The sequence below is a fragment of the Ekhidna sp. genome (genome assembly GCF_039940915.1).
Taxonomy (GTDB): domain Bacteria; phylum Bacteroidota; class Bacteroidia; order Cytophagales; family Cyclobacteriaceae; genus Ekhidna.
Genome location: NZ_JBDVFO010000003.1, coordinates 526106 through 550756 on the forward strand (window position 1 = coordinate 526106; position 24651 = coordinate 550756).

Here is a 24651-nt window from a genome sequence, read left to right on the forward strand (position 1 = left end):
AATATGTCAGGTCGGGCAGATCATGCCCATTTTGAACTGATGTCTCAGTTTCAACTCAAAACATATTATGCTCAATCGATTCATAAAATACTTTTTAGAAAATAGGCTAGTTACAGTCCTTATCCTTATTGGCTTCATTGCCTGGGGGATTGTGACTGCACCGTTCGGGTGGAAGGTTGGCTCATTGCCTTCTGATCCTGTGCCTGTGGATGCCATTCCCGATATCGGGGAGAATCAACAGATTGTATTCACCCAATGGCAAGGGAGGTCACCTCAGGATATTGAAGATCAGATATCCTATCCATTGACTACCTATCTCTTAGGTATCCCAGGTGTAAAATCCATCCGAAGCTCATCCATTTTTGGCTTTTCCAGTATCTACATCATTTTCAATGAAGACATTGAGTTTTATTGGAGTAGATCACGAATTCTTGAAAAACTCAATTCCATTCCATCTGGCCTATTGCCAGAAAGTGTTCAGCCAACACTCGGCCCAGATGCCACAGCTCTTGGTCAGGTGTATTGGTACACCATAGAAGGAAGAGACAAGAATGGCAACCCAACCGGAGGATGGGATCTGCATGAGATCAGAACCGTTCAGGATTTCTATGTAAAGTATGGGTTAAATGCAACCAAAGGAGTTTCAGAAGTAGCCTCCATAGGCGGATTTGTTCAGGAATACCAAATCGACGTAAATCCGGATGCGCTTTTGGCATATAACATCCCGCTGCATCGAGTCATGACGGCTGTAAAGCAATCCAACAAAGATGTTGGCGCAAAAACCATTGAAATAAACCAGGCTGAATATCTGGTCAGAGGTTTGGGCTACATCAAGTCTGTTGAAGATCTGGAGAAAGCAGTTGTTGCTGTTCAAGACAATGTACCTGTCCGGGTTATGGACATTGGTCGTGTATCGCTTGGCCCGGCTACTCGAAGAGGATTACTAGATAAAGACGGGGCTGAAGTGGTCGGTGGAGTGGTGGTCGCCAGATATGGTGCAAATCCACTGGAGGTCATCAACAATGTGAAGGACAAGATTAAGGAGATCGCTCCCGGTCTTCCAAAGAAAACACTCGCGAATGGGAAAGAGAGCCAGCTAACCATTGTGCCTTTCTATGATCGATCCCAATTGATTTATGAAACACTGGGCACACTTGAAGAGGCACTTTCATTGGAAATCCTGATTTCGATTCTGGTAGTGATTGTTATGGTGTACAATCTAAGAGCCTCATTCCTGATATCCAGTATTTTACCCATCTCGGTGCTTATGGTGTTCATTGCCATGCGCTATTTTGGTGTAGATGCCAACATTGTGGCACTGTCCGGAATCGCTATTGCCATCGGTACGATGGTCGATTTGGGGATTATTCTCTCCGAAAACATCATCAAGCATCTGGATGAAGCTCCGGCGGATCAAAAGTTAATCACCACGATTTACAATGGTTCAGCTGAGGTAGCAACTGCCATACTCGCAGCGGTCTCAACCACCATTGTCAGCTTTATTCCTGTGTTCACCATGCAGGCTGCTGAAGGTAAGCTATTCGGCCCACTGGCCTTTACCAAAACCTTTGCATTGGTTGCAGCGCTAATCGTGTCACTATTGATTTTACCAACGCTGGCTTACTGGTTCTTTGGAGCCAGAATTAAAAATGAGAAGGTGCAACAAGTCGTAAACCTTGGCTTGATCCTCATAGGGATAGTGGGGTTAGCATTCGGCCAGATTTGGGGTGGTATCATGTTGCTACTTTTCGGATCACTGGTTTTCTTCAAAGCTTGGTATAAAAGAAAAGAACGCCCTCAAAAATGGTACAATGGACTATTAAACAAGGCGGAGCTTATTCTGGCTGTCGTCGGTGTGGTTTGGTTGCTTGGTAAATATTGGTTGCCTCTTGGAGCAGGGAAAAGTGTATTTACGAACGTGCTTTTTGTTGCGCTTCTGATTGGTGTTATTCTGGGAGCATTCACGTTGCTTCAATATTACTACAAGTCGATACTAAAATGGTGCCTGGCCAATAAGGTCAAATTCATGCTCATTCCAACTTTTCTAATCCTCTTAGCAGCCAATATCTGGCTAGGATTCAGCTCGGTATTTGGCTTTGTATCCAAAGGATTTGAGGCGATGGGTGTTGAGGTTCAGTCCTCCAAAGTCTGGTCGACATTCGCTCATGCTTTTCCTGGTGTTGGCGAAGAGTTTATGCCATCACTTGACGAAGGAAGTTTCTTGCTTATGCCTACTTCCATGCCACATTCAGGCATTGAGTACAATCGAAAAGTGGTTGGCCAGCTGGATATGTTGCTAACCAATATTCCCGAGGTGGATCTGACGGTCGGTAAACTAGGTAGAGTTGAGTCAGCATTGGATCCTGCACCCATTTCCATGTATGAGAATGTGATCAATTATAAGTCGGAATACATGGTGAACCAAAGTGGTCGAAGGGTACGATTTAGAGTTGATGACGATGGGCGTTTTGAGTTGACCGATGGAACATTCATCAGCAATGAAGATGCGCTACAAAAAGGGATCAAGCAATCCCAACTGATTGAAGATGACAATGGAAAGTATTTCCGCAACTGGCGACCTGAAATTCAGTCTCCGGATGATATCTGGAATGAGATCATCAAGGTGACCAAAATACCTGGCGTGACTTCCGCTCCGAAGTTGCAGCCGATCGAAACCCGATTGGTTATGCTTCAAACAGGCATGCGAGCTCCAATGGGAATCAAAGTATATGGGCCTGATTTGCAGACGATACAAGATTTCGGTTTGCAACTGGAGGAGATCCTTAAACGAGTTCCATCAGTGAAAACAGAAGCTGTCTTTGCTGACAGAATAGTTGGGAAACCTTACATGCATCTCAACATTAACAGAGAGCAAATCGCTCGATATGGACTCAATATTGAAGACGTTCAACAAACAATTGAAACTGCCATTGGTGGTATGAAGGTCACCACGACAGTTGAGGGGCGAGAACGATTTCCTGTACGAGTTAGGTATCCTAGAGAGCTCCGAGACGATCCCGAATCTCTAGCCAAGGTATTGATTCCAACTCCGACAGGAGCACAAATTCCACTTGGGCAGTTGGTGGACATTGAATATGTGAGAGGGCCACAAGCCATCAAAAGTGAAGAGACTTTTCTGGTCGGGTATGTCCTCTTTGATAAGCGAGATGGCTATGCAGAAGTGGATGTGGTGAATGATGCTCAGCGTACTATCCAAGAGCGAATTGATAGTGGGGAGTTGGATGTACCCTCCGGAATCAGTTACAAGTTCTCAGGGAGCTATGAAAACCAGGTAAGAGCTGAAAAGCGATTGGCCATCATTGTTCCTGTGGTGTTGGGGATCGTATTCTTGATCCTTTATTTCCAATTCAAATCCACGACCACTTCACTGATGGTTTTCACCGGAATCGCCATGGCATTTAGTGGTGGATTTATCATGATCTGGCTTTACGGGCAAGATTGGTTTTTCAACTTCTCCTTGCTAGGAGTTGACTTTAGAGACCTTTTTCAGATTAAAACCATCAACCTAAGTGTAGCGGTGTGGGTAGGTTTTATCGCCTTATTTGGAATAGCCACGGATGATGGGGTCTTAATGGGCACTTATCTGGATCAAAGTTTTGATCGGAACAGAACAAAAACGATCCCTGAAATACGTGAGGCTGTTGTAGAAGCAGGGTTACGGAGAATCCGACCAGCTGTGATGACTTCTGCCACGACCATCATTGCCTTGCTTCCAATTCTTACATCTACCGGAAGAGGATCTGATATCATGATCCCTATGGCAATCCCAGCCTTTGGAGGAATGGCCGTGGCGGCAATCACATACTTCGTGGTGCCGGTACTGTATTGTATGCGTGAAGAACGAAAATTGAATAAGCAATGAAAAAGTATCTAATCATAGTGATGACCTTAAGTGTGGTGCTTCCAGGAAGTGCTCAAACTTTAGAGGAATACTTTCAAATTGCAGCGGAAAACAATCCAGGACTAGAAGCCAAATACAAAGCTTTCGAGGCAGCATTGGAACGCATCCCTCAGGTTAACAGCTTACAGGATCCAACCTTTTCATTTGGATATTTTATCTCTCCGGTTGAAACTCGAGTTGGCCCACAAAGAGCACGTTTCTCACTCACTCAAATGTTCCCTTGGTTTGGAACATTAAAAGCAAGCGGTGATGTAGCTACCCTGAATGCAGAAGCTCAATATCAGGTCTTTTTGGATGCTCGGAATAAGCTTTATTATCAAGTTGCGGCGGCCTACTATCCGCTCTATGAATTGGATAAATGGATTGTGCTGGAAAGTGAGAATGCAGAAATCCTTGAGTCATACAAGACCATTGCAACCACTAGGTTTGAAAATGATCAAGGGACATTGGTTGATGTACTTAGAGTGGACATCATGCTCAAGGATGCATTAACCAATTTGGAAATTCTCAGAAAGAAAAAGCAACCATTGGTGACCTCATTCAACAAGCTCTTGAATAGAGAAGAGCATGCTGAAGTGGTAGTTACAGATTCCCTATTGGTCACTGATTTGGCAGTCAATCGAGATTCATTACTGGCCAATAATCCTGTCTTGGATGAATTGGAAATTCGATTGGAAGCGAGCATGAAGCAAGAGGTGTTAGCTGAGAAGCAAGGCTTACCAAAGCTGGGAGTGGGTTTGGATTATGTGATTGTAAGTGAACGTACCGATATGTCAGTTCCAGACAATGGCCAGAATGCTTTGATGCCAATGGTCACTGTGGGTATCCCCATTTTTAGAGGAAAGTACAAAGCGGCAAAGAAAGAAGCCCAGCTGATGCAGGAAAATTATTCCCTTCAAAAGGAGGATCGAATCAATCAGCTCATATCCGGATATGAAATGGCTGATTTCGACAGAGTAAAACAAATGGAACTCCTTCAGCTCTATGACGCACAAATTGCTGAAACGCAGCAGGTGATTAATCTCCTGCTTTCTGCCTACGGGAACTCAGGAACAGCATTCGAAGAGGTATTGCGTACGCAACAACAACTCTTAAAGTATAAAAAAATGAAGGCTACAGCGATGATGGACTATCACGTTGCAGTGGCCAGGCTTAATTATTTGACAGCTAAAAAATATTAAATGAAAATTTCAATAAGAACACTAATCATTGTAATTGTAGCGACCCTCGCAGGTGGTTTGCTGCTTGGATGGGTTTTTTTTGGTGGAAGTTCGGAAGCAGAACATTCGCACACTGAAGTCATCAATGGAGAGACCGTTTGGACATGCTCTATGCACCCCCAGATTCGACAAAATGAAGCAGGCGCTTGTCCGATATGTGGGATGGATCTCATTCCATTAGAAGACGACAATGGAGAAGGTATTGATCCTATGGCCATTACCATGTCACCTACTGCGATGCAGTTGGCCAATGTTGTTACGGCAATTGTAGGTAGTGAATCGGCGATGAAAACCATTCGATTGAATGGCAAAGTGCAGGAGGACGAGCGATTAATCTTCAGCCAGACTACACACTTTCCCGGAAGGATTGAAAAGCTTGCTGTGAATTTTACAGGAGAGTATGTCGGTAAGGGAAGCGTGATTGCAAGTTTGTATTCACCCCAGTTGGTAACTGCTCAGGAAGAGCTGTTCGAGGCTTATAAAATCAGAGAAAGTCAGCCCAATTTATATCGAGCGGCCAGGGAAAAGCTGAAGAACTGGAAGCTGACCGAAACTCAAATAGATCAGATTATATCTACAGGGAAGACACAGGATCAGTTTCCAGTACTGGCGGATCAATCAGGATACGTAACCAACAGGAAGGTCAATCTTGGCGACTATGTCAATAGAGGGCAAACCCTTTATGAGATTGCCAATCTATCCAGAGTTTGGGTGCAATTCGATGTATATGAAAGTGACCTGTCTTGGATCAATAAAGGTGATTCAATTCAATTCAATATTAGTTCACTACCAGGGCAAACTTTTAAAGGCAAGATTGATTACATCGATCCTGCGATCAATCCCAAAACGCGGGTGACAAAAGCTAGGGTAGTTGTCCAAAACAGTGCCGGAGTATTGAAGCCTGAGATGTTTGCTTCCGGCGAGGTTAAAACTCAACTAGGGAAGATGTCAGATCAATTGACAGTACCTAAATCAGCAGTAATGTGGACAGGAAAACGATCCGTAGTTTATGTGAAACTATCCTCAGATCAGGGGTTGCATTTTAAAATGCGTGAAGTGACACTCGGCTCGGCACTAGGAGATGCTTACATCATTGAAAATGGATTGGAACTAGGTGAAGAAATCGCTGTAAATGGAACGTTCAGTATTGATGCTGCAGCTCAGCTTGCAGGCAAGCCATCGATGATGAGCCCGGAAGGTGGAGCTGCTATGACAGGTCATGATCATGGTGGAATGAGCCAAGGATCTTCTCAAAGCAAAAATCAAATGAGCGAGTTGCAAGTGAATGAATCCGAACAAACGTATGAAAGTGATCCTCTATTTAAGGAGCAACTTCAAGTTGTTTTTTCAGCCTATCTACCGGTAAAGGATGCGCTCATAGAAAGTGATGTGAATACAGCAGCCAAGAAAGTTGAAAACCTTCAGAAGGCTATTGATGAAGTAGATATGAAGTTGGTAAAAGATGAAGCACACATCGAGTGGATGAAAGACTTGGACATACTTCAGAAATCCACTGAAGGTATTCAAAATGAAACTGATCTGGAAAAAGCTAGAATGATGCTCTCGCCCTTGAGCGATCAATTATTTCATACCCTAAAAAAATATCAGGTAGAAGTAGGTGGCTATCGTCAATACTGTCCAATGGCCTTTGATTTTCAAGGAGCATTTTGGTTAAGTGACTCTGATGAAATCTTGAATCCTTATTTCGGGGACGCCATGCTCACCTGCGGGAATGTGGAAGAAGAACTTAAATAATGAATTAAACTTTTAAACTTAAATACGATGAAAACAACACTATTGACACTTGGGCTCGCATTGGCGATTGCTTCTTGCAGCTCTACAAAAAAGGAAGAGAAATCGGAAGCCAAAGAAGTGGCTAAAACTGAAGCAACAGAAGCATCTTCTGGCATTTCTGACTACATGTCGCTAAAAGATGCTTTGGTTCAAACGGACGCTTCAGCAGCAAAGAATGCAGCATCTAAACTCGCTGAATCTGCAACCAATGAGAACTGGAATGCTGACATTGTTGAGGCTGCAAAAACAATCGCATCCAGTGACGATGTTGAAGCCCAACGCACATCCTTCAAAACGGTGACGGATGGCCTGATTGCTTCACTGAAAGCCAATGATTCAGAAGATGGAGTCTATGTGCAGTACTGTCCAATGGCTTTTGACAATACAGGAGCAAGCTGGCTAAGTATGTCCGATCAAATAAGAAATCCATACTTCGGTGACAAAATGTTGAAGTGCGGAAAAGTAACTGAAGCACTGTAATCATGACTACTCTCCACATCAAAAACATGGTTTGTGATCGCTGCAAAAAAGTGATCAAAGACGAGTTGACCAATCTCGGTGTGGAAGTGCATGCTATTGAATTAGGAGTAATTGATATTGATTCAAAATCAGTTGATCTTGAATCCATCGTTAATGCCCTTGAAGCACATGGTTTTGAGCTAATTGAAAACAAAGAAGAGATTCTTGTTGAAGGGGTAAAGGTATTTCTTATCTCCATGATTGACCAGCTTCCTATTCAAAGAAAGAACAAGCTTTCGACCATGATTTCAGATGAATTGGGAAGGGATTATTCATCACTAAGCAAAGTCTTCTCTCAAAGGGAACACATTACCATTGAGAAGTATTTCCTAAGATTGAAACTCGAGAAGGTTAAGGAGCTGATTCAGGATGGTTCCCATTCCTTTTCTCAAATTGCTTCCATACTTGATTATTCCAGCATCAATCATTTATCTGGGCAGTTCAAACAAGAAACAGGACTTAGTATGTCAGAGTACAAGACCATGTTTCAATCGGATAGAAAACCTCTTGACAAGATTGTGTAAATCAAATCCATGATTATGAAATCGATTCAGTTACACACCTCCGAACTTTGTTTCATTAATCTACGAATAAGATGAAACACACATATCAAATTTCAGGAATGACCTGCAATGGTTGCAAGAGTCATGTAGAGAAAACGCTCAAAGCAGTTGAGGGTATCTCCGATGTTGCCGTTGATTTAGCAAATAAGGAAGCGGTTGTTCAAATGGAGTCTCATATTCCAATTGAAACACTTAAAGAAGCCTTGCAAAAGGAGGGAGATCGCTATGACATTCACCTTCCAGGGTCACATGAGCATCATCACCATCCAATGCCAAAAATCAAAAAAAAGAACACTGGAGGATCTGGCAAATACTATTGTCCCATGCTATGCGAAGGAGATAAGAAATATGACAAGCCAGGGGATTGTCCTAAGTGCGGAATGGATTTGGAAAAGGAAGAAAGTTCGAAAACCATTTACACCTGCCCGATGCACCCTGAAGTAGAGCAGGATCATCCGGGATCATGTCCGAAATGCGGAATGGACTTGGAACCGAAAAAAGCCTCTGCTGATGGTGGTTCGGAGGAACAGAAAGCATACAAGAAAATGCTGACCAAGTTCTGGATTTCGGTGGCTTTTACACTACCTGTCTTCTTCATTGCCATGAGCGAGATGATAGGTGTTTCTTTATCCGAAATCGCAAGCGAAAAGACCTGGGGTTGGGTGCAGTTTGCTTTAAGTACACCAGTGATCTTTTACTCGTGTTGGAATTTCTTTGTGAGAGGGTACAAATCAATCATCAACCGCTCGCCAAACATGTGGACTCTCATCACATTGGGAGCTGGAGCTGCATACCTGTTTAGCATTTTTGCCTTGCTGTTTCCTGACATTTTCCCTGATCAATTCAAATCTGAGGGAGGAGCTGTTCACTTATATTTTGAAGCTGCAGTTGTCATTCTTACCCTGATTCTATTAGGACAATTATTGGAAGCAAAAGCAAGAAGTCAAACCAATTCTGCCATCAAGGAGCTTCTCAACCTTGTACCACCTGAAGCAACGGTCATTAGAGATGGTGAGGAAATGACGATTCCATTGGAACATATGAAGCTGGATGATATCATTAAGATTAAACCTGGTGAAAAGATCCCTGTAGATGGTGAGATAACCGAAGGAAAAAGCAGTATCGATGAATCGATGATCACAGGTGAACCTGTTCCCGTTGAGAAATCGGAAGGAGATCAAGTGATAGGGGGGACGATCAATGGTACCAGCTCCTTTCAAATGAAAGCGCAGAAAGTAGGAAGTGATACACTACTATCCCAGATCATCGAGATGGTCAATAAAGCCAGTCGGACAAAGGCACCCATTCAGAATCTGGCTGATAAAGTGTCCAGCTATTTTGTTCCTATCGTCGTTACGATTGCCATCATAGCTTTTGCCGTATGGGCGATTTGGGGCCCTGATCCTAAGTTGGTTTATGCTTTCACCAGCGCCGTGACCGTGCTAATCATTGCCTGTCCGTGTGCATTAGGATTAGCTACTCCCATGTCCATAATGGTGGGAACAGGAAAAGGTGCGAAGCAGGGGATTTTGGTAAAGGATGCAAGAGCCATAGAAGAAATGCACAAGGTGACCACACTGGTCATTGATAAAACGGGAACGATAACACAAGGGAAGCCATCCTTGCAGGATGTTCAGTCAATTACTGATAAACATAATGCGGACGACATTCTTAAGAATGTCGCTTCACTCGAATCAAGTAGTGAACATCCATTGGCACATGCCATTGTTGAGGGTGCTGTAAACAAAGGATTGAAGCCTCAGAAGGTTGACGATTTTAACTCCATTACTGGTAAAGGCATTACCGGCAAAGTAGATGGACTCCATATAGCCATTGGCAACAAAAAGCTCCTGGAGGAATTTGATTTAACACTGGATAAGGAGCATGATGAAGATGTGAAGCAAAGACAGCTGGAAGGGCAAACGGTCATGTTTGTAGTGATTGATAAGGAGGTAGCCGGGTTCATCAGCGTGGCTGACCCAATCAAAGAATCATCCGCTGATGCCATTAAGCATTTGCAGGACCAAGGACTGGAGGTGATTATGCTCACTGGTGACAATAAGAATACAGCCAAAGCGGTTGCAGATAAGCTTGGATTAGATGGATACGAAGCGGATCTCTTACCGGAAAACAAATACGAGAAAGTCAAAGCGCTCCAAGAAGAAGGAAAAATTGTAGCTATGGCAGGTGATGGAATCAATGATGCCCCGGCACTTGCACAGGCCAATGTAGGAGTTGCTATGGGTACAGGTACGGATGTAGCTATTGAAAGTGCAAGTCTTACACTGGTTAAGGGAGAATTGGATGGGATTGTGAGGGCTCGGAAGTTGAGCACAGATGTAATGAGAAACATCAAGCAGAACCTGTTCTTTGCTTTCGTGTACAACATGCTAGGTGTACCAATAGCCGCAGGAGTGCTTTTTCCTGTATTTGGTCTTTTGTTGAGTCCGATGCTTGCTGCATTGGCCATGAGCCTCAGCTCCGTTTCAGTAATAGGTAATAGTTTAAGATTAAGATAAAATAAAAACCATGAAGACGACAGCACTAACACTTACAATTTTCGCATTGCTTTTTAGTTGTGGAAGCCCTGGTAAAGGTGAGCAAGAAAGCAGTGAAAAAGATTCTCATGCAAACCATGAGCATGAAGCTAAAAAAGAGGACACAAAGAAAAAACCACTGAGTCCCCGAACGGCTTCCATGGCGATGGTGGGTGGTAACCATGTCCACATTGATTATGGATCACCAAGTAAAAGAGGTCGAATGATCTTCGGAGGATTGGTCGGCTATGGCACAGTTTGGGCAACCGGAGCACACAAGGCCACCACCATTTCTTTTGATAAAGATGTGATCATCAACAGCGTAGAAATTCCAGCAGGGAAGTATGGACTGTTCACCATTCCTGGTGAAGAAGAATGGACAATCATTATCAGTAAAGACTGGGACATGCACCTTGCGGATGATTACGATCAGGCAAATGATATGGTTCGGGTGTCAACTCCGGTTCAAAAGCTGGATAAAGTTGTAGAGTCCTTAACTTTTGAGGTCAGTGAAATCGACGATAAGAATGGACAAATCACCATTAAATGGGATCAGACGGCTGTGGCGTTTGATGTTGAGAATCAATGAAAAAGCTGCTAATCATTTCGTTTTTACTAATTGGTTTGATTTCCTGTCAACCGGAGAAGGACACGTTTATCGGTAAAATCAAACTGGCAGATTTGAAAGGTGAAACGCTGGACAAAGAGCAATTCAAAAACAAAATTGTCATTCTTAATCTTTGGGCTACATGGTGCACTCCTTGCATCAGGGAAATGCCCGATCTGGTGAAGATGCAAAATGAATTGCCGGGTGACTTTGTGTTACTCCTAGCATCGGATGAATCACTTGAAAAGATTCAGCAATTCAACGAAAGACGACCTTTTGACCTCACGTTTGCTCAAATTCAAACTTCTGTAGAATCTTTAGGCGTCTATTCTTTGCCAACTACTTTCATTATTGGAAAAGATGGTAAGCTATTAGAAACACTTGTTGGCGCACGGAAATGGGATAGTCTTGAACAAATTGAACAACTTAAAACCTACCTGAAATGAAATTATTAAGCGCATTAATCATAGCTTCCTTACTGCTTTTATCTTGTCAGCAAAATCAAGAAAAGGCAACAGAAAACCCTTCACTCCAAAGTATTGAGTCCCCTACTGGGAGCAATGCTTCTTTGCCTTATTTGACCAAGGGAGGTGACAATTTACTGTATATGTCCTGGGTAGAGAAAGGGGATTCGGGTTGGATTGACCTGAAGTATTCTGTCTTGAGAGATGATGTTTGGCAAGATCCCGAGGTAATTGCCTCAGGAAACAACTGGTTTGTGAATTGGGCGGACTATCCCATGATGGCAGTGGATAAGCAAGGAAATATGATTGCTCATTTTCTGGCTAAGAGCTCTTCAGGAACCTATTCCTACGATGTGAATGTGGTCTATAAGCCAGTCGGGGGCGAATGGTCGGAACCGATTATTCCCCATGATGACGGCACACCAACAGAGCACGGATTTGTAACCATGCTACCTAAGAATGACGGAACGTTCCTACTTTCCTGGCTGGACGGTCGCAATACCGGAGGTGGTGATCACGATTCCGGCGATCACGGAGGTGGAGGAGCAATGACGATCCGGACAGCCACATTGGATATGATGGGTAACCTAACACAGGAAGCAGAGCTCGATTCTCGCGTATGTGATTGCTGCCAGACAGGAGGCGCAATGACCCCAGGTGGACCTGTAATCGTTTACCGTGATCGCTCAGAGGAAGAAATGCGAGATATGTCCTTTGTAAGATTTGTTGGAAATGATTGGTCTGAACCTAAGACGGTTAACTCAGATGGATGGAAGATTGCAGGATGTCCGGTAAATGGCCCTAGAATAGATGCTTATGAAAACACAACAGCTACAGCCTGGTTTACAGCTGCTGAGGGAATTGCCAAAGTGAAGGTTGCTTTTATGGATGATTCGGGAGCATCCTTTCAGGAGCCAATTATAGTGGACGATTCCGTTTCGGTAGGTAGAGTGGATATTGTTATGATTGACAATCAATCAGCCTATGTGAGTTGGCTTGACCTGGAAGGAGAAACACCATTTATTAAATTCAGAAAAGTATCAAGAGATGGTTCTCTGAGTGATAAGGTAGTTGTATCCGAAACCAGTGCATCCAGAGGAAGTGGATTTCCTCAGATGGAAATCGTTGATGATACGTTGTATTTCGCCTGGACGAGAATTGAGGAAGATAAAACTTCGGTCTCCCTTTCTCAGTTTAAATTCTGAAACATGTTCAACCAGTGTTGAAGCCGTTACAGGTTGGGTGAAACATACACATTCTCAGCAACCTTTTGAGAAACCATTCGAGTTTCTCCTTCGATTTCAACATCCAAAGATCCATCAAACTCGTGATGTGATTTGATAAGGATTTTACTATTGATCACAAGTCCCAATTGGGTGATGTGCTGAAGGAATGCCGGAGAATCATTCTTAACCCCAACAACTTTTAGCGGCTTGCCGACTGATTCATTTTCTAAAGTGGTTTTATGCATTCCTCTAATCTTGCCATTGGCATCCGGTATTGGATCACCATGTGGATCATACTCAGGAAAACCCAGAAGCTTATCTAACTGATCTACTAGTTTTTTGGACTTAATGTGTTCCAGTTGCTCGGCTACCTCATGAATTTCATCCCAGGTAAATTCCATTTTCTCCACCAGAAACGTTTCCCACAATCGGTGTTTTCTTATCACAGCAAATGCAATTGTTTCACCCTCTTTCAGCAGTGATATAGCACCGTATTTTTTGTAATCAATGAATCCCTTTTCTTTTAGCTTCTTTAGCATACTACTCACCGTAGCAGGAGATATTCCAAGATGACTCGCAAGTTCATTGGTACCAAGTTCCTTCCCGTTTCGATCCAGATTTAGGCTGTATATCGCTTTCAGGTAATTCTCCTCTGTGATAGTGATCATGTTTCAAAAGTAAGTATCGCATGCCTTATTTAAAAGTTTGATATGTCTAACTTTAATTAATAGATTTGTATAAAATTATTTTGAGATGAATAAAATAATAGTATATCTGAGCATTGTCACTTTTGTGTTGGTTATTTCATGTGAAGAAATGATACCAGCTGCTCCTGCTGAAAATGAGCTGCTGGATGGCCCTACAGAAGGTTTATCTCATTCAGAACAAAGACAATTTTTGGATGGAGATATTGCGTTTAATGACGAGGTGTTTTCAGTGGAAAATGGACTTGGACCAGGCTTTGTTGCCACGTCCTGTGGAAGCTGTCATGCAGGAGATGGCAAAGGTCATCCTTTTACCACGCTCACTAGATTTGGTCAATCACTACCAAACACATTGCCGGATTTATCTATTGGAGGTCCTCAACTTCAAAATAGAGCAATACCAGGGTTTGAACCCGAAAAGCTGCCAGATGGTGTTCCATTCATGAAGTTTACTCCACCGGCTGTCACTGGGTTAGGATTCCTTGCAGCACTGTCAGATCAACAGATTCTGCAGAATGTCGATTCTCTTGATGAAGATGGTGATGGTATTTCTGGTAAACCAAATTACATAACACCACCAGACTACTTTGAACAGAAATCATTTCATCAACCTGTCAATGGTAAAATAATTGGACGTTTTGGGAAGAAAGCTGCGGCTATTGATCTACTTCAGCAGACCGTAGGTGCCTACAATCAGGATATGGGAATTACTTCCACTTTTGAGCCCATTGATCCTTACAGCCAGCTTTCTACCGACCCGGAAGTTACGGATCAAACGATTCGTGATGTGGTCTTTTATCTCAAAACATTAAAGGCTCCTATTCCTAGATCAGAAGAAAACACAGTAGTACTACGAGGGAAGTCGATATTTACCCAAATTCAGTGCGCCTCATGTCATATCCCTGAATGGACAACCCCAGAGTCTGATATCGAAGCATTATCGAATAAGACATTCTACCCATACACTGACTTGTTGCTGCATGATATGGGTCCAGGGCTAGATGATGGTGCCACCGAAGGATCTGCTGAAACATACGAATGGCGGACTCCACCCTTATGGGGCTTGGGGCTTTCGCCCAATTCGCAAGGTGGATCATTCTTCTTAATGCATGATGGACGAGCTAGAAGTATTGAAGAAGCTATCCTGCTTCATGGCGGAGAAGCCGACAACAGTAAAAATCAATTTGTCTCTCTTTCTGAAGATGATAAAGAGGCACTCATTAAGTTTCTCAAATCCCTTTAGATATGGATCGCAGAGAATTTGTCAGGAAATGCGGAATGGGCTGCCTTGGGATAGCGGCGACAGGTTTACTCCTTGAAGGATGTGCTGGAACCCGCTACATTTCCGGCAACATAGATGGCTCCTATCTGAGTCTGTCTGAAGCAGCTTTTTTGAAAGAGGAAAACAACTATTTAAAGTATGTAGTGGTGCAGAATGAGTCATTACAATACCCGGTGGCTGTTTTCCGCTTCAATGCCAATGAATACAAAGCATTGCTCATGAAATGCACACACCAAGGCACGGAACTTCAGGTATTTGGAGACCGCCTACAGTGTCCTGCTCATGGAAGTGAGTTTACACAAGACGGGAGTGTTCAAAATGGCCCGGCGGATACATCGCTTAGAAGTTTCCCAATTATAAAAGAAAGTAAAACACTTAAAATCGATTTATCATGAGGAAGTTTGGTTGGATACTTATAACAATAACATCTCTGCTTTCGATAGATGCAAAGGCTCAAATAGACAGTACGTTACTCAAGCGTACACCAGTTGATACGGCAAAAAACCAGCTTAATATGGATGCTGTTTACAACAGACCTTTTCTGCAGGTTGGTAAGTTGCCGGTATCAGTAGGTGGATATATTGAGGCAGATTATGGATACATTGGTGAAGATGGTGTGACAGATGGTCATAGCTTCCGAGTCCCGCGAATGACGCTTTTTGTTGCTTCCTCAATACATAGAAAAATCAAGTTTCTTTCTGAGATTGAATTTGAGGAAGGCGGAGAAGAGGTAGCCATAGAGTTTGCGGCACTTGACATCAGTATGCATCCTCTTTTGAATCTACGTGGCGGAATAGTGATGAATCCAATCGGAGCATTCAATCAAAATCATGACGGACCTAAATGGGAGTTTGTGGATCGCCCAATAGCTGCAACGGATATGCTGCCAGCAACCTGGAGTAATGTTGGCTTTGGACTTTATGGTAAATATTACATGAAAGAATGGGCATTTGGATATGAAGCCTACCTGACCAATGGATTCAATGAAGCCATTATCAATAACGGAGAGAATCGCACCTTTTTACCCGCATCTAAAGAAAACAAAGAGCGGTTCGAAGAATCCTCTAACGGAGAGCCATTGCTGACAGGAAAAATAGCCGTAAGGCATAACAAGGTTGGTGAAATTGGCCTTTCATATATGGGAGGTATTTACAACACCTATGAAGAAGACGGTTTGATATTGGATGATAAAAGGAGACTGAACGTATATGCTATTGATTTTAATACGACAATTCCTGTAACCAAGACCTTTATTGTCGGTGAATGGGCGTGGATAAATATCGATGTGCCTAGTACTTTTTCTCAGCAATTTGGGGATCAACAAAAAGGAGGTTTTGTAGACTTTGTTCAGCCGATTCTTACAGGGGATTTGTTTGGCTTCAATAACGCTTCTTTCAATGTTGCTATGCGTTTGGAATATGTTGATTGGAATGAGGGGACATTCCGTGAAACAGGAGGAAATATCGGAGATGAAATTTGGGCAGTTGTTCCGGCGATAAGTTTTCGCCCCACCGCCCAGACAGTGATTCGATTAAACTATCGATTCATGGAACAAACCGATATTCTGGGCAATCCACCTTCTAAGATCTCAGGTATCCAGTTTGGCGTTTCTTCGTATTTTTAGTCAATGCTCGAACAAAAACTTGAAAATAGAGACATCAAACCAACAGCCATGCGGCTGTTAGTACTCAGAAAGCTCGTAGAATCAGGAGCAGCAATAAGTCTCAGTGATCTTGAAACAAAATTTGAACGGGCAGATAAAGCTACGCTTTACAGAACTCTTAAAACCTTTGAAGACAAGAAGCTCATTCACAGTATTGATGATGGAACCGGTGCGGTGAAATATGCGCTCTGTGAAGAAGGCTGTGAATGCGAACCACAAGATCAGCACATTCACTTTCATTGCGTGGGGTGTGGTGAAACGTATTGCCTAACTCAGTCAAAAATCCCTCAAACAAACATTCCAACAGGTTTCAAGGCAGCCAGTGCCAGCATGGTCTACAAAGGCACATGCGCGAACTGCTCCTAAAACAATGCAAACAGGTTGCATACCTAAATTATTACATTTGTTGTTAGATGAAGCGTGTGATATCCATATCATTGTCTCTGATTTTCGTGATCCAGATCCTTGCTCCCAACATGGACATGTGTTGTGAATTACAGAAACTCCCTGCACTTTTTGAGCATTTTGAAGAACATAAAGCTTTTGATGGAGATTCATTTTTTGAATTTATAGTCGAAGACTATGTTCACCATGATGATAATAGTGAGGGTCATCATGACCATGATAAGGATGACGATCTTCCGTTTCACGGTCAGCATCAGTGCAATCATGCACCCGTTTATGTTACCCATAATTTCTCAAACATAGAATTAGGGGACAAAACTTTTTCCATTCAATCTAAAGGTAGTTTTTACCAGTTTTCAGTTTCTTCTGAGTATCTGGAGAAGCCAATTCAGCCTCCTCAGGTCTAATTTTTCGGACACCTTATTTAGCCAAGCCAATCTGTATGCATTCGCTCATACAGTTGTAGTGTCCGCATGTCTGGTAATTAGCCAATAAACGATAGTAACCCTGAGAAATCTGCCCTCATTTTCCGACGCAGAGTATGGGAACTTCAGCCTAAAGGCTAACGCCCTGCGATTAAATCATTTAGAATTTCTAAATCCAAAATAAAATGCTGGATAAAATCATTCACTTTTCAGTGAAAAACAAACTGATTATTGGCCTACTTACTTTGGGGTTAATAATCTGGGGAGGCTATTCTCTTACCCAATTACCAATTGATGCTGTCCCTGATATAACTAATAATCAGGTTCAGGTCATTACGACATCACCTTCTTTAGCTGCCGAAGAAGTAGAGCGGCTCATTACGTTTCCCATTGAAATAACCATGGCAACCATACCTGATATTGACGAAATCAGGTCATTTTCCCGCTTTGGATTATCGGTGGTGACCATAGTCTTTAAAGAGAATGTAGATGTTTACTGGGCACGGCAACAGGTAAACGAACGCATGGCCGAGGTACAATCCCAAATACCACCAGGGGTCGGAACGCCAGGCATGGCTCCTATCACCACCGGTCTTGGAGAAATCTATCAATATGTGGTAGGTACATCTCCGGGTTACGAAGACGAATATGACGCTCGCGAGTTAAGAACTATCCAGGATTGGATAGTGCGCAGACAACTGCTAGGTACGCCAGGTGTTGCCGATGTGAGCAGCTTTGGAGGCCATCTCAAGCAATTTGAAATAGCTATTAAACCTGATATGCTCAAAGCAATGAATGTTTCCATTGCAGATATATTTCAGGCACTTCAGGAGAACAATCAGAATACTGGCGGGGCATATATTGAAAAGAACCTGAATGCTTACTTCATTCGAACAGAGGGGCTGGTTGGAAATCTTGAGGATATCAGAAATATCAACATTCGTACGAATGAAAATGGCATTCCAGTGCTCATTAAAAATGTTGCCACCGTGCAGCTGGGAAGTGCGGTGCGATATGGCGCCACTACCCGGGATGGAGAGGGTGAGGTGGTCAGTGCCATCGTAATGATGCTGAAAGGAGAGAACTCTGCTGAGGTAATAGAAAACGTCAAAACAAGGATCGAACAAATTAGAAAAACCTTACCAGAAGGAGTGACCATTGAGCCGTTTTTGGATCGTACCAAGTTGGTTAACACTGCCATTGGAACAGTCACAAAGAACCTGGCAGAAGGAGCCCTAATTGTCATATTCGTTTTGCTCTTGCTACTTGGAAATATGCGGGCCGGCTTAATAGTCGCATCTGTTATTCCCTTGGCACTTGTCTTTGCCTTTGGAATGATGAACTACTTCGGAGTTTCCGGCAACCTGATGAGTCTTGGAGCCATTGATTTTGGATTGATTGTAGATGGTGCAGTCATCATCGTAGAGGCTACTTTGCATCACCTTGGATTATTAAAATTTGGAAGAAAACTGACGCAGGATGAAATGGATTTGGAAGTCTATAAGTCCGCGAGTAAGATTCGGAATTCAGCAGCATTCGGTGAGATCATCATCCTTATCGTGTACCTACCTATTCTGGCTCTGGTTGGTACGGAAGGGAAAATGTTCCGGCCAATGGCACAAACTGTAAGTTTTGCAATCCTGGGCGCATTCATCTTGTCGCTTACTTATGTTCCAATGATGTCCGCCTTATTTCTAAGCAAAAAGACCGAATACAAGAAGAATATCTCAGATAAAATCATGGACTTCTTCCATCGGCTCTATGACCCCATTATTCGTTGGGCCATGCACAAGAGAATACCTCTCCTTGGGGTAGCGGTGGGACTTTTTGCAGGTTCACTTTGGCTTTTCTCTAACATGGGAGGCGAGTTTATCCCAACGTTGGAAGAAGGGGACTTTGCGGTGGAAACACGGGTAATGACTGGAAGCTCACTGGAAAACACTATAAAGGCAACCACTCAGGCGGAGAAAATACTGCTGGATCAATTTCTTGAAGTAGAGCAAGTGGTATCCAAGATTGGAGCTGGGGAGATACCAACAGATCCTATGCCCATTGAGGCCGCCGACCTTATGATTATTCTGAAAGATAAGAGTGAGTGGGTTACGGCATCCAATCGCGAAGAACTAGCTAACAAAATGGCGGAAGCTCTAGAGGTAATTCCAGGAGTAACCTTTGGTTTTCAACAACCGATTCAAATGCGATTTAATGAACTGATGACGGGTGTACGACAGGATGTAGCAGTAAAGATTTATGGAGAAAATCTGGACGATTTATCGGAGTACGCTAATCAAATTGGAAGTATTGCTTCAGGAGTAGAGGGTGCGGTTGACCTGTACATTGAAGAGGTAACAGGAATTCCTCAAATCGTCATCACCTACAAAAGGGATCAATTAGCCAAGTATGGATTAAGCATACTTGATGTGAACCGATCAGTTCAGGCTGCATTTGCCGGAGCGTCTGCCGGACTTGTATATGAAAATGAAAGGCGTTTCGATTTGGTGGTTAGATTGGATAAGGCCAATCGAAATGACCTAGAGTCGGTGAGAAACCTGTACATCTCACGAAAAGACGGACACCAAATTCCATTGTATCAGGTCGCCAATGTGGAGATCGAAGACGGGCCTTATCAAATTCAACGTGATGATACGAGACGAAGAATCTTAGTAGCCTTCAACGTTCGAAACAGGGATGTAGAAAGTGTGGTGACGGAGCTTAGAAAGAAGATTGATCAGGCAGTAGTATTTGCTCCTGGCTACTCTATCTCATACGGAGGTCAGTTTGAGAATCTGGTTGAGGCTCGTCAAAGACTCGCAGTGGCTGTTCCACTTGCGCTTCTGCTCATCTTTGTACTGCTATACTTCACGTTCAAGTCGGTTAAACAAGGAATTCTGATTTTCACAGCTATTCCTTTGTCGGCAATTGGAGGAATAGTGGCACTTTATCTGAGAGGAATGCCTTTTAGCATCTCAGCAGGCGTTGGGTTTATTGCCCTCTTTGGAGTGGCCGTGTTAAACGGGATCGTTCTGATTTCAGAATTCAATCACCTGAAGAAGGACGGTGTTTCGGATATCTTTGAACGAATCTACCAGGGCACAAAAACGCGGTTGAGACCGGTGATTATGACCGCCGCAGTTGCGTCTCTTGGGTTTCTACCAATGGCCTTATCTCAGTCAGGTGGTGCAGAAGTGCAGAAGCCATTGGCCACAGTGGTCATTGGAGGGCTGATTACAGCTACTTTCCTGACCCTGATCGTACTGCCGATACTCTATTACTATTTTGAAAAAGGATGGAAGGTGAAACCCGGAGCTGTGTTACCCATCCTGTTCGTAGGGGTTTTCATGCTCCAATCTCAGGTGCAGGCACAGGAAAGCCAGTCTCAATATTACACATTGGATGAGGCCATAGAGATTGCTGTAAAGAACAATCCAACACTACGGGCAGCAGACTTAAAAACCCAACAGGAAAGGACATTGAAGGGTGCTAGTTGGAACCTGCCTAAGACTGATTTCAGTCTAACGCACGGGCAGTACAACAGTGTGTTTAACAATGACAACCAGTTCAATGTGAATCAATCCATTGCTTTTCCAACTGTTTACTCAAATCAATCCAAATTGGCCAGTGCCAAAATTGAATCGAGTGAGTGGAGGGAAGCAATTACAAAAAATGAATTGGTTCAGAAGGTGAAATCTACCTGGTATGGACTGCTGATGGAAAAGAATAAAAGGAGGCTTCTTCTGGAGCAGGACAGTATCTATCAAAGTTTTTCACGAGCAGCCAATTTGAGATACCGGACAGGAGAAACCAATTTGCTTGAAAAGGCTACTGCAGAATCTCAGGTTGCAGAAATCAAAGTGATGTTGGAACAAAACAAATCTGACATTGAGATCTATCAAACGTCACTAAAAACGCTTTTGAATACCGATTTATTGATTGATCCGGCTGGTGATAGTTTAATCCAAAGGGAAGTCGAATCATTGATTGCTGAAGCAGATGTGGACGATAATCCTACATTGGCCTGGTTCAGGCAGCAAATAGCAGTTGCCGAGAAAGAGAAGTCTTTGGAGAAATCCAAACTGATGCCTGACCTGATGGTTGGTTATTTCAACCAATCCCTCAATGGCCCCAACCAGGACATCAATGGAAATCCGGTTAATTTCGGTTCAGGTGATCGTTTTACAGGATTTCAGGTAGGTATCTCCATTCCCATATTTGGTGCAAAATCCCAGGCATCTGCCATCAGGACGATTGAACTGAAAAAACAGGAAAATGAAGCATTGGTTCAATCCGCGAGCAACGAGTTGGAGGGACGTTTGCAATCACTGTTGCAGCAATACTATAAATTTCAAAATAGTCTCAGCTACTATCAGACGAATGCGCTTCCACAAGCGGAGTTAATTCTGAAGCAAGCGCAAAAAGGGTTTCAAAGCGGAGACATAGGGTACGTCGAGTATACCCAGGGGCTCAATAGATCCCTAAGTGTCCGGTTTAATTATCTGGACATCCTCAACCAATACAATCAGACAATTATCCAAATCGAATTCATTTCAGGAATTCAATAAAAAAGAAAAAATGAAAACTATATATCAATATATAAACAAGGCATTGGCGATCACTCTTATGGGTGCAGTCATCATTTCATGTAGTTCAAAGACAGTCGAGCAGACTGAAGAACATCATGAAGAGGAAAACCGCATAGAGCTAACCCAGACCCAATTTGATCAGGCAAATATCAAAATCGGATCGATTGAAAAGCGAGTCATGGGCTCAGAACTGCGCGTGAATGGCGTCATTGACGTTCCACCCCAAAGCAACATCTCGATTAATATGCCCTATGGTGGATTTGTGAAATACACAGAAATGCTTCCTGGAACTTCAGTGAGAAAAGGTCAGCTTTTAGTGACCATTGAAAATCCTGAATTCATTCAGTTTCAACAGGAGTATTTGGAAAGTCTGGCTAATCAGGAATTTCTAAAGGCTGAATTTGAACGACAGCAGGAGTTGTACAATGAGAAGGTTGCCTCCGGGAAAAGTTTCCAGCAAGCCAAGAGTGCTTTTCTTGCTAATGAAGCTCGAATAAAAACCATGGAAGCACGACTGAAAATGATCGGGTTAAATCCATCTAAAATCGGCGAGGGAAACGTGGCGTCATTTGTCAGCATCTACTCACCGGTGACAGGTCAGGTGAGAGAGGTGTACACCAATGTAGGCAAATACATCAATCCGCAGGATGTAATTATGGACATCACTAACTCAGATGATCTGCATGTTGAGCTGACGGTTTATGAAAATGATATTCCACTGATTAAAAAAGGTCAGAGAATTCGTTTTTCACTAGCCAATGCTCCTGATCAGTGGCGGGAAGCTGAGGTTTTTCTCGTGGGCAGTGGTGTGCGTGAAGACCGTTCGGTTACAGTTCACGGTCACCTGATGGAAAAAGATAAAGACCTGCTTCCAGGAATGTATGTATCAGCAAAAATTGAAACCGGCAGTAATGAGACCTGGGCAGTTCCAGAGGAATCAATTGTAAGATTTGGAGGCAAACATTACGTTTTTTCGCTGAGAAATAAGCGTATTGAAAACGAGGTGAGTATGTATGATTTCGAAATGATTGAGATTATCAAAGGGTTTGATGAAGATGGATTCACGCAGATAAGTTTGATAAACTCCGCCATTGATATCACCTCGATTGATTTGGTCACTCAAGGTGCTTTTACCGTACTGGCAAAAGCTAAAAATACCGAAGAAGAAGGAGGACATGGACACTAAGCTTCTAAATAGAGCATATGTACTTAGCCTGATCACCATCTTCTACAATCTGATAGAAGGTGGTGTGGCTACCTTTTATGGAGCACAAGATGAAACCCTGGCACTCTTTGGGTTTGGTCTTGACAGTTTTGTGGAAGTGCTCTCAGGTATCGGTATAGCTCACATGATCTGGAGGATGAACAGAAATGAGGTTTCCGAGAGAGATTCATTTGAAAGAACTGCATTGAAAGTGACTGGTTCAGCATTCTACTTATTAACAGCGGGCTTGATTTTCGGGGCAACCAATAGTCTGTATCATGGATCAAAACCTGAAACCACTATGATTGGAATTGTATTATCAGTTTTATCTATTCTGACAATGTACTTCCTTTATAAAGCAAAATTGGATGTAGGCCACAAACTCAATTCGGCACCAATTATCTCTGATGCCAATTGCACCAAAACATGCTTCTATCTTTCATTCATCCTGTTAGGCTCAAGTCTAGCTTACGAGATTTTTTCTATCCCTTACATTGATGCCATCGGAAGTTTGGGTATTGCGTGGTATGCGTTTAAGGAAGGAAAGGAAGCATTTGAAAAGTCAAAGGGTAATGGACTTAGTTGTAATGATAACTGTTGTTGAAAATGGGACATAATCACGATCATTCACATAATCAGAAAGAAGGCAATGTTAAAGTTGCCTTCTTCCTCAACCTGAGTTTCACCATTATTGAAGTCATTGGTGGGCTCTATACCAATAGTTTAGCAATCCTTTCAGACGCATTGCATGATCTGGGAGATAGCCTCAGTTTGGGACTCTCATGGTACTTTCAAAAGCTCTCCAAGAAAGGAAGAACAAAGAAGTTTTCTTATGGATATAAGCGGTTTTCTCTATTAGGTGCTATCATCAATTCTATCGTTTTAGTTGCCGGATCCATATTTATACTCACGAAAGCAATTCCTGAACTTTTCAATCCAGGAGAAACCAACGTTCAAGGGATGCTCTATCTCGCTATTTTGGGAATAGTGGTCAATGGAGCTGCTGTTTTGAAACTCCGAAAAGGTGAATCTCTGAATGAAAAGGTTGTTTCATTACATCTATTGGAAGATGTCTTGGGATGGTTAGCAGTGCTTATTGGTAGCATCATCATGATGTATACTGATGCTCCATTTATAGACCCGCTACTATCTGTTCTTATTTCCCTTTTTGTACTGTACAATGTCTATAAGAACCTACATAAAAGCATGCTCGTAATCCTGCAGGGTATCCCCGAGGATGTGTCTCTGGAGGATATCAAAGAGAAGCTGAAAGACATTTCGGAAATCACTGATGTGCATGATAATCACGTTTGGTCTTTGGATGGGGAATACAATATCCTTACGATCCATCTAAGGTTGGACAAAGACTACAAACTTTCCGAGCAGACCAAACTCAAGGAGAAAGTACGATCACAACTCAAAGATGAATCCATTAATCACATCACGATAGAGTTTGAAGGGCAGAACGAGAATTGTGAGCTGGAGGCTTGCTAATACCAATATTTTAGCATTCTCTTAAATACTGAACCTTTCCCT

At 42.9% G+C, this 24651-nt stretch carries 19 protein-coding genes; 18 read left to right on the top strand and 1 reads right to left on the bottom strand.

What is annotated here, in order from left to right; translation table 11 throughout:
• The first annotated feature begins 67 nt into the window (after window positions 1–67).
• From ABJF57_RS17330 to ABJF57_RS17370, 9 genes are all read left to right on the top strand, one after another.
• A complete protein-coding gene (locus tag ABJF57_RS17330) occupies window positions 68–3883 on the top strand; it encodes an efflux RND transporter permease subunit (RefSeq protein ID WP_462232600.1) in 3816 nt (1271 codons plus the stop codon).
• Window positions 3880–5103, top strand: a complete 1224-nt coding sequence (locus ABJF57_RS17335) for a TolC family protein (RefSeq protein WP_462232601.1) — start codon at window positions 3880–3882, stop codon at window positions 5101–5103. Before ABJF57_RS17330 ends, ABJF57_RS17335 begins: the two co-directional genes overlap by 4 nt.
• A complete protein-coding gene (locus tag ABJF57_RS17340; protein ID WP_462232602.1) occupies window positions 5104–6897 on the top strand; it encodes an efflux RND transporter periplasmic adaptor subunit in 1794 nt (597 codons plus the stop codon).
• 27 nt (window positions 6898–6924) lie between these two features.
• A complete protein-coding gene (locus tag ABJF57_RS17345) occupies window positions 6925–7416 on the top strand; it encodes a DUF3347 domain-containing protein (RefSeq protein WP_462232603.1) in 492 nt (163 codons plus the stop codon).
• Between the two features lie 2 nt (window positions 7417–7418).
• The gene (locus tag ABJF57_RS17350; RefSeq protein ID WP_462232604.1) at window positions 7419–7979 is read left to right on the top strand and encodes an AraC family transcriptional regulator; all 561 of its coding nucleotides are present in this window, start codon (window positions 7419–7421) and stop codon (window positions 7977–7979) included.
• Between the two features lie 71 nt (window positions 7980–8050).
• Window positions 8051–10537 (top strand): heavy metal translocating P-type ATPase, encoded by a 2487-nt coding sequence (locus tag ABJF57_RS17355; protein ID WP_462232605.1) that lies wholly within the window; start codon window positions 8051–8053, stop codon window positions 10535–10537.
• A 10-nt stretch (window positions 10538–10547) separates the two neighbouring features.
• Complete coding sequence (locus ABJF57_RS17360; protein ID WP_462232606.1) at window positions 10548–11144, top strand: DUF2911 domain-containing protein; 597 nt, start codon at window positions 10548–10550, stop codon at window positions 11142–11144.
• Window positions 11141–11608, top strand: coding sequence for a TlpA family protein disulfide reductase (locus ABJF57_RS17365; RefSeq protein WP_462232607.1), 468 nt, complete (start codon window positions 11141–11143; stop codon window positions 11606–11608). The genes ABJF57_RS17360 and ABJF57_RS17365 overlap by 4 nt, the downstream gene beginning before the upstream one ends.
• Window positions 11605–12831 carry an exo-alpha-sialidase gene (locus ABJF57_RS17370; RefSeq protein ID WP_462232608.1) on the top strand — a complete coding sequence of 409 codons (1227 nt, stop codon included), beginning with the start codon at window positions 11605–11607 and terminating at the stop codon, window positions 12829–12831. The genes ABJF57_RS17365 and ABJF57_RS17370 overlap by 4 nt, the downstream gene beginning before the upstream one ends.
• Before the next feature lie 26 nt (window positions 12832–12857).
• On the opposite strand, the gene ABJF57_RS17375 is transcribed toward ABJF57_RS17370, so the two are convergent.
• Complete coding sequence (locus tag ABJF57_RS17375) at window positions 12858–13520, bottom strand: metal-dependent transcriptional regulator (protein WP_462232609.1); 663 nt, start codon at window positions 13518–13520, stop codon at window positions 12858–12860.
• 85 nt (window positions 13521–13605) lie between these two features.
• On the opposite strand from ABJF57_RS17375, the gene ABJF57_RS17380 reads away from it, so the two are divergent.
• From ABJF57_RS17380 to ABJF57_RS17420, 9 genes are all read left to right on the top strand, one after another.
• Window positions 13606–14799: a di-heme oxidoredictase family protein gene (locus ABJF57_RS17380; protein WP_462232610.1), complete on the top strand. Its 1194-nt coding sequence runs from the start codon at window positions 13606–13608 to the stop codon at window positions 14797–14799.
• Window positions 14800–14801: 2 nt separating this feature from the next.
• On the top strand, window positions 14802–15233 hold the full coding sequence (locus ABJF57_RS17385) for a Rieske (2Fe-2S) protein (protein WP_462232611.1): 432 nt from the start codon (window positions 14802–14804) through the stop codon (window positions 15231–15233).
• Window positions 15230–16462: a hypothetical protein gene (locus ABJF57_RS17390; protein ID WP_462232612.1), complete on the top strand. Its 1233-nt coding sequence runs from the start codon at window positions 15230–15232 to the stop codon at window positions 16460–16462. The genes ABJF57_RS17385 and ABJF57_RS17390 overlap by 4 nt, the downstream gene beginning before the upstream one ends.
• Window positions 16463–16465: 3 nt before the next feature.
• Window positions 16466–16867 carry a Fur family transcriptional regulator gene (locus ABJF57_RS17395; RefSeq protein WP_420575394.1) on the top strand — a complete coding sequence of 134 codons (402 nt, stop codon included), beginning with the start codon at window positions 16466–16468 and terminating at the stop codon, window positions 16865–16867.
• Between the two features lie 47 nt (window positions 16868–16914).
• Window positions 16915–17313 carry a hypothetical protein gene (locus ABJF57_RS17400; protein ID WP_462232613.1) on the top strand — a complete coding sequence of 133 codons (399 nt, stop codon included), beginning with the start codon at window positions 16915–16917 and terminating at the stop codon, window positions 17311–17313.
• Between the two features lie 203 nt (window positions 17314–17516).
• Window positions 17517–21890: a CusA/CzcA family heavy metal efflux RND transporter gene (locus ABJF57_RS17405; RefSeq protein ID WP_462232614.1), complete on the top strand. Its 4374-nt coding sequence runs from the start codon at window positions 17517–17519 to the stop codon at window positions 21888–21890.
• Between the two features lie 10 nt (window positions 21891–21900).
• Complete coding sequence (locus ABJF57_RS17410; RefSeq protein WP_462232615.1) at window positions 21901–23097, top strand: efflux RND transporter periplasmic adaptor subunit; 1197 nt, start codon at window positions 21901–21903, stop codon at window positions 23095–23097.
• Window positions 23087–23719 (top strand): cation transporter, encoded by a 633-nt coding sequence (locus tag ABJF57_RS17415; protein WP_462232616.1) that lies wholly within the window; start codon window positions 23087–23089, stop codon window positions 23717–23719. The genes ABJF57_RS17410 and ABJF57_RS17415 overlap by 11 nt, the downstream gene beginning before the upstream one ends.
• 2 nt (window positions 23720–23721) lie before the next feature.
• Entirely contained in the window at window positions 23722–24609 is an 888-nt protein-coding gene (locus ABJF57_RS17420; RefSeq protein WP_462232617.1) for a cation diffusion facilitator family transporter, read from the top strand.
• The last annotated feature ends 42 nt before the right edge of the window (window positions 24610–24651 follow it).

Excerpts from the sequence above, each read along its gene's own strand:
- ABJF57_RS17415 (WP_462232616.1), top strand. The coding sequence starts at position 23,087 with ATGGACACTAAGCTTCTAAATAGAGCATATGTACTTAGCCTGATCACC.
- ABJF57_RS17340 (WP_462232602.1), top strand. The coding sequence starts at position 5,104 with ATGAAAATTTCAATAAGAACACTAATCATTGTAATTGTAGCGACCCTC.
- ABJF57_RS17355 (WP_462232605.1), top strand. The coding sequence starts at position 8,051 with ATGAAACACACATATCAAATTTCAGGAATGACCTGCAATGGTTGCAAG.
- ABJF57_RS17395 (WP_420575394.1), top strand. The coding sequence starts at position 16,466 with ATGCTCGAACAAAAACTTGAAAATAGAGACATCAAACCAACAGCCATG.
- ABJF57_RS17380 (WP_462232610.1), top strand. The coding sequence starts at position 13,606 with ATGAATAAAATAATAGTATATCTGAGCATTGTCACTTTTGTGTTGGTT.
- ABJF57_RS17390 (WP_462232612.1), top strand. The coding sequence starts at position 15,230 with ATGAGGAAGTTTGGTTGGATACTTATAACAATAACATCTCTGCTTTCG.
- ABJF57_RS17330 (WP_462232600.1), top strand. The coding sequence starts at position 68 with ATGCTCAATCGATTCATAAAATACTTTTTAGAAAATAGGCTAGTTACA.
- ABJF57_RS17420 (WP_462232617.1), top strand. The coding sequence starts at position 23,722 with ATGGGACATAATCACGATCATTCACATAATCAGAAAGAAGGCAATGTT.
- ABJF57_RS17400 (WP_462232613.1), top strand. The coding sequence starts at position 16,915 with ATGAAGCGTGTGATATCCATATCATTGTCTCTGATTTTCGTGATCCAG.
- ABJF57_RS17335 (WP_462232601.1), top strand. The coding sequence starts at position 3,880 with ATGAAAAAGTATCTAATCATAGTGATGACCTTAAGTGTGGTGCTTCCA.
- ABJF57_RS17365 (WP_462232607.1), top strand. The coding sequence starts at position 11,141 with ATGAAAAAGCTGCTAATCATTTCGTTTTTACTAATTGGTTTGATTTCC.
- ABJF57_RS17350 (WP_462232604.1), top strand. The coding sequence starts at position 7,419 with ATGACTACTCTCCACATCAAAAACATGGTTTGTGATCGCTGCAAAAAA.
- ABJF57_RS17405 (WP_462232614.1), top strand. The coding sequence starts at position 17,517 with ATGCTGGATAAAATCATTCACTTTTCAGTGAAAAACAAACTGATTATT.
- ABJF57_RS17385 (WP_462232611.1), top strand. The coding sequence starts at position 14,802 with ATGGATCGCAGAGAATTTGTCAGGAAATGCGGAATGGGCTGCCTTGGG.
- ABJF57_RS17360 (WP_462232606.1), top strand. The coding sequence starts at position 10,548 with ATGAAGACGACAGCACTAACACTTACAATTTTCGCATTGCTTTTTAGT.
- ABJF57_RS17345 (WP_462232603.1), top strand. The coding sequence starts at position 6,925 with ATGAAAACAACACTATTGACACTTGGGCTCGCATTGGCGATTGCTTCT.
- ABJF57_RS17375 (WP_462232609.1), bottom strand. The coding sequence starts at position 13,520 with ATGATCACTATCACAGAGGAGAATTACCTGAAAGCGATATACAGCCTA.
- ABJF57_RS17410 (WP_462232615.1), top strand. The coding sequence starts at position 21,901 with ATGAAAACTATATATCAATATATAAACAAGGCATTGGCGATCACTCTT.
- ABJF57_RS17370 (WP_462232608.1), top strand. The coding sequence starts at position 11,605 with ATGAAATTATTAAGCGCATTAATCATAGCTTCCTTACTGCTTTTATCT.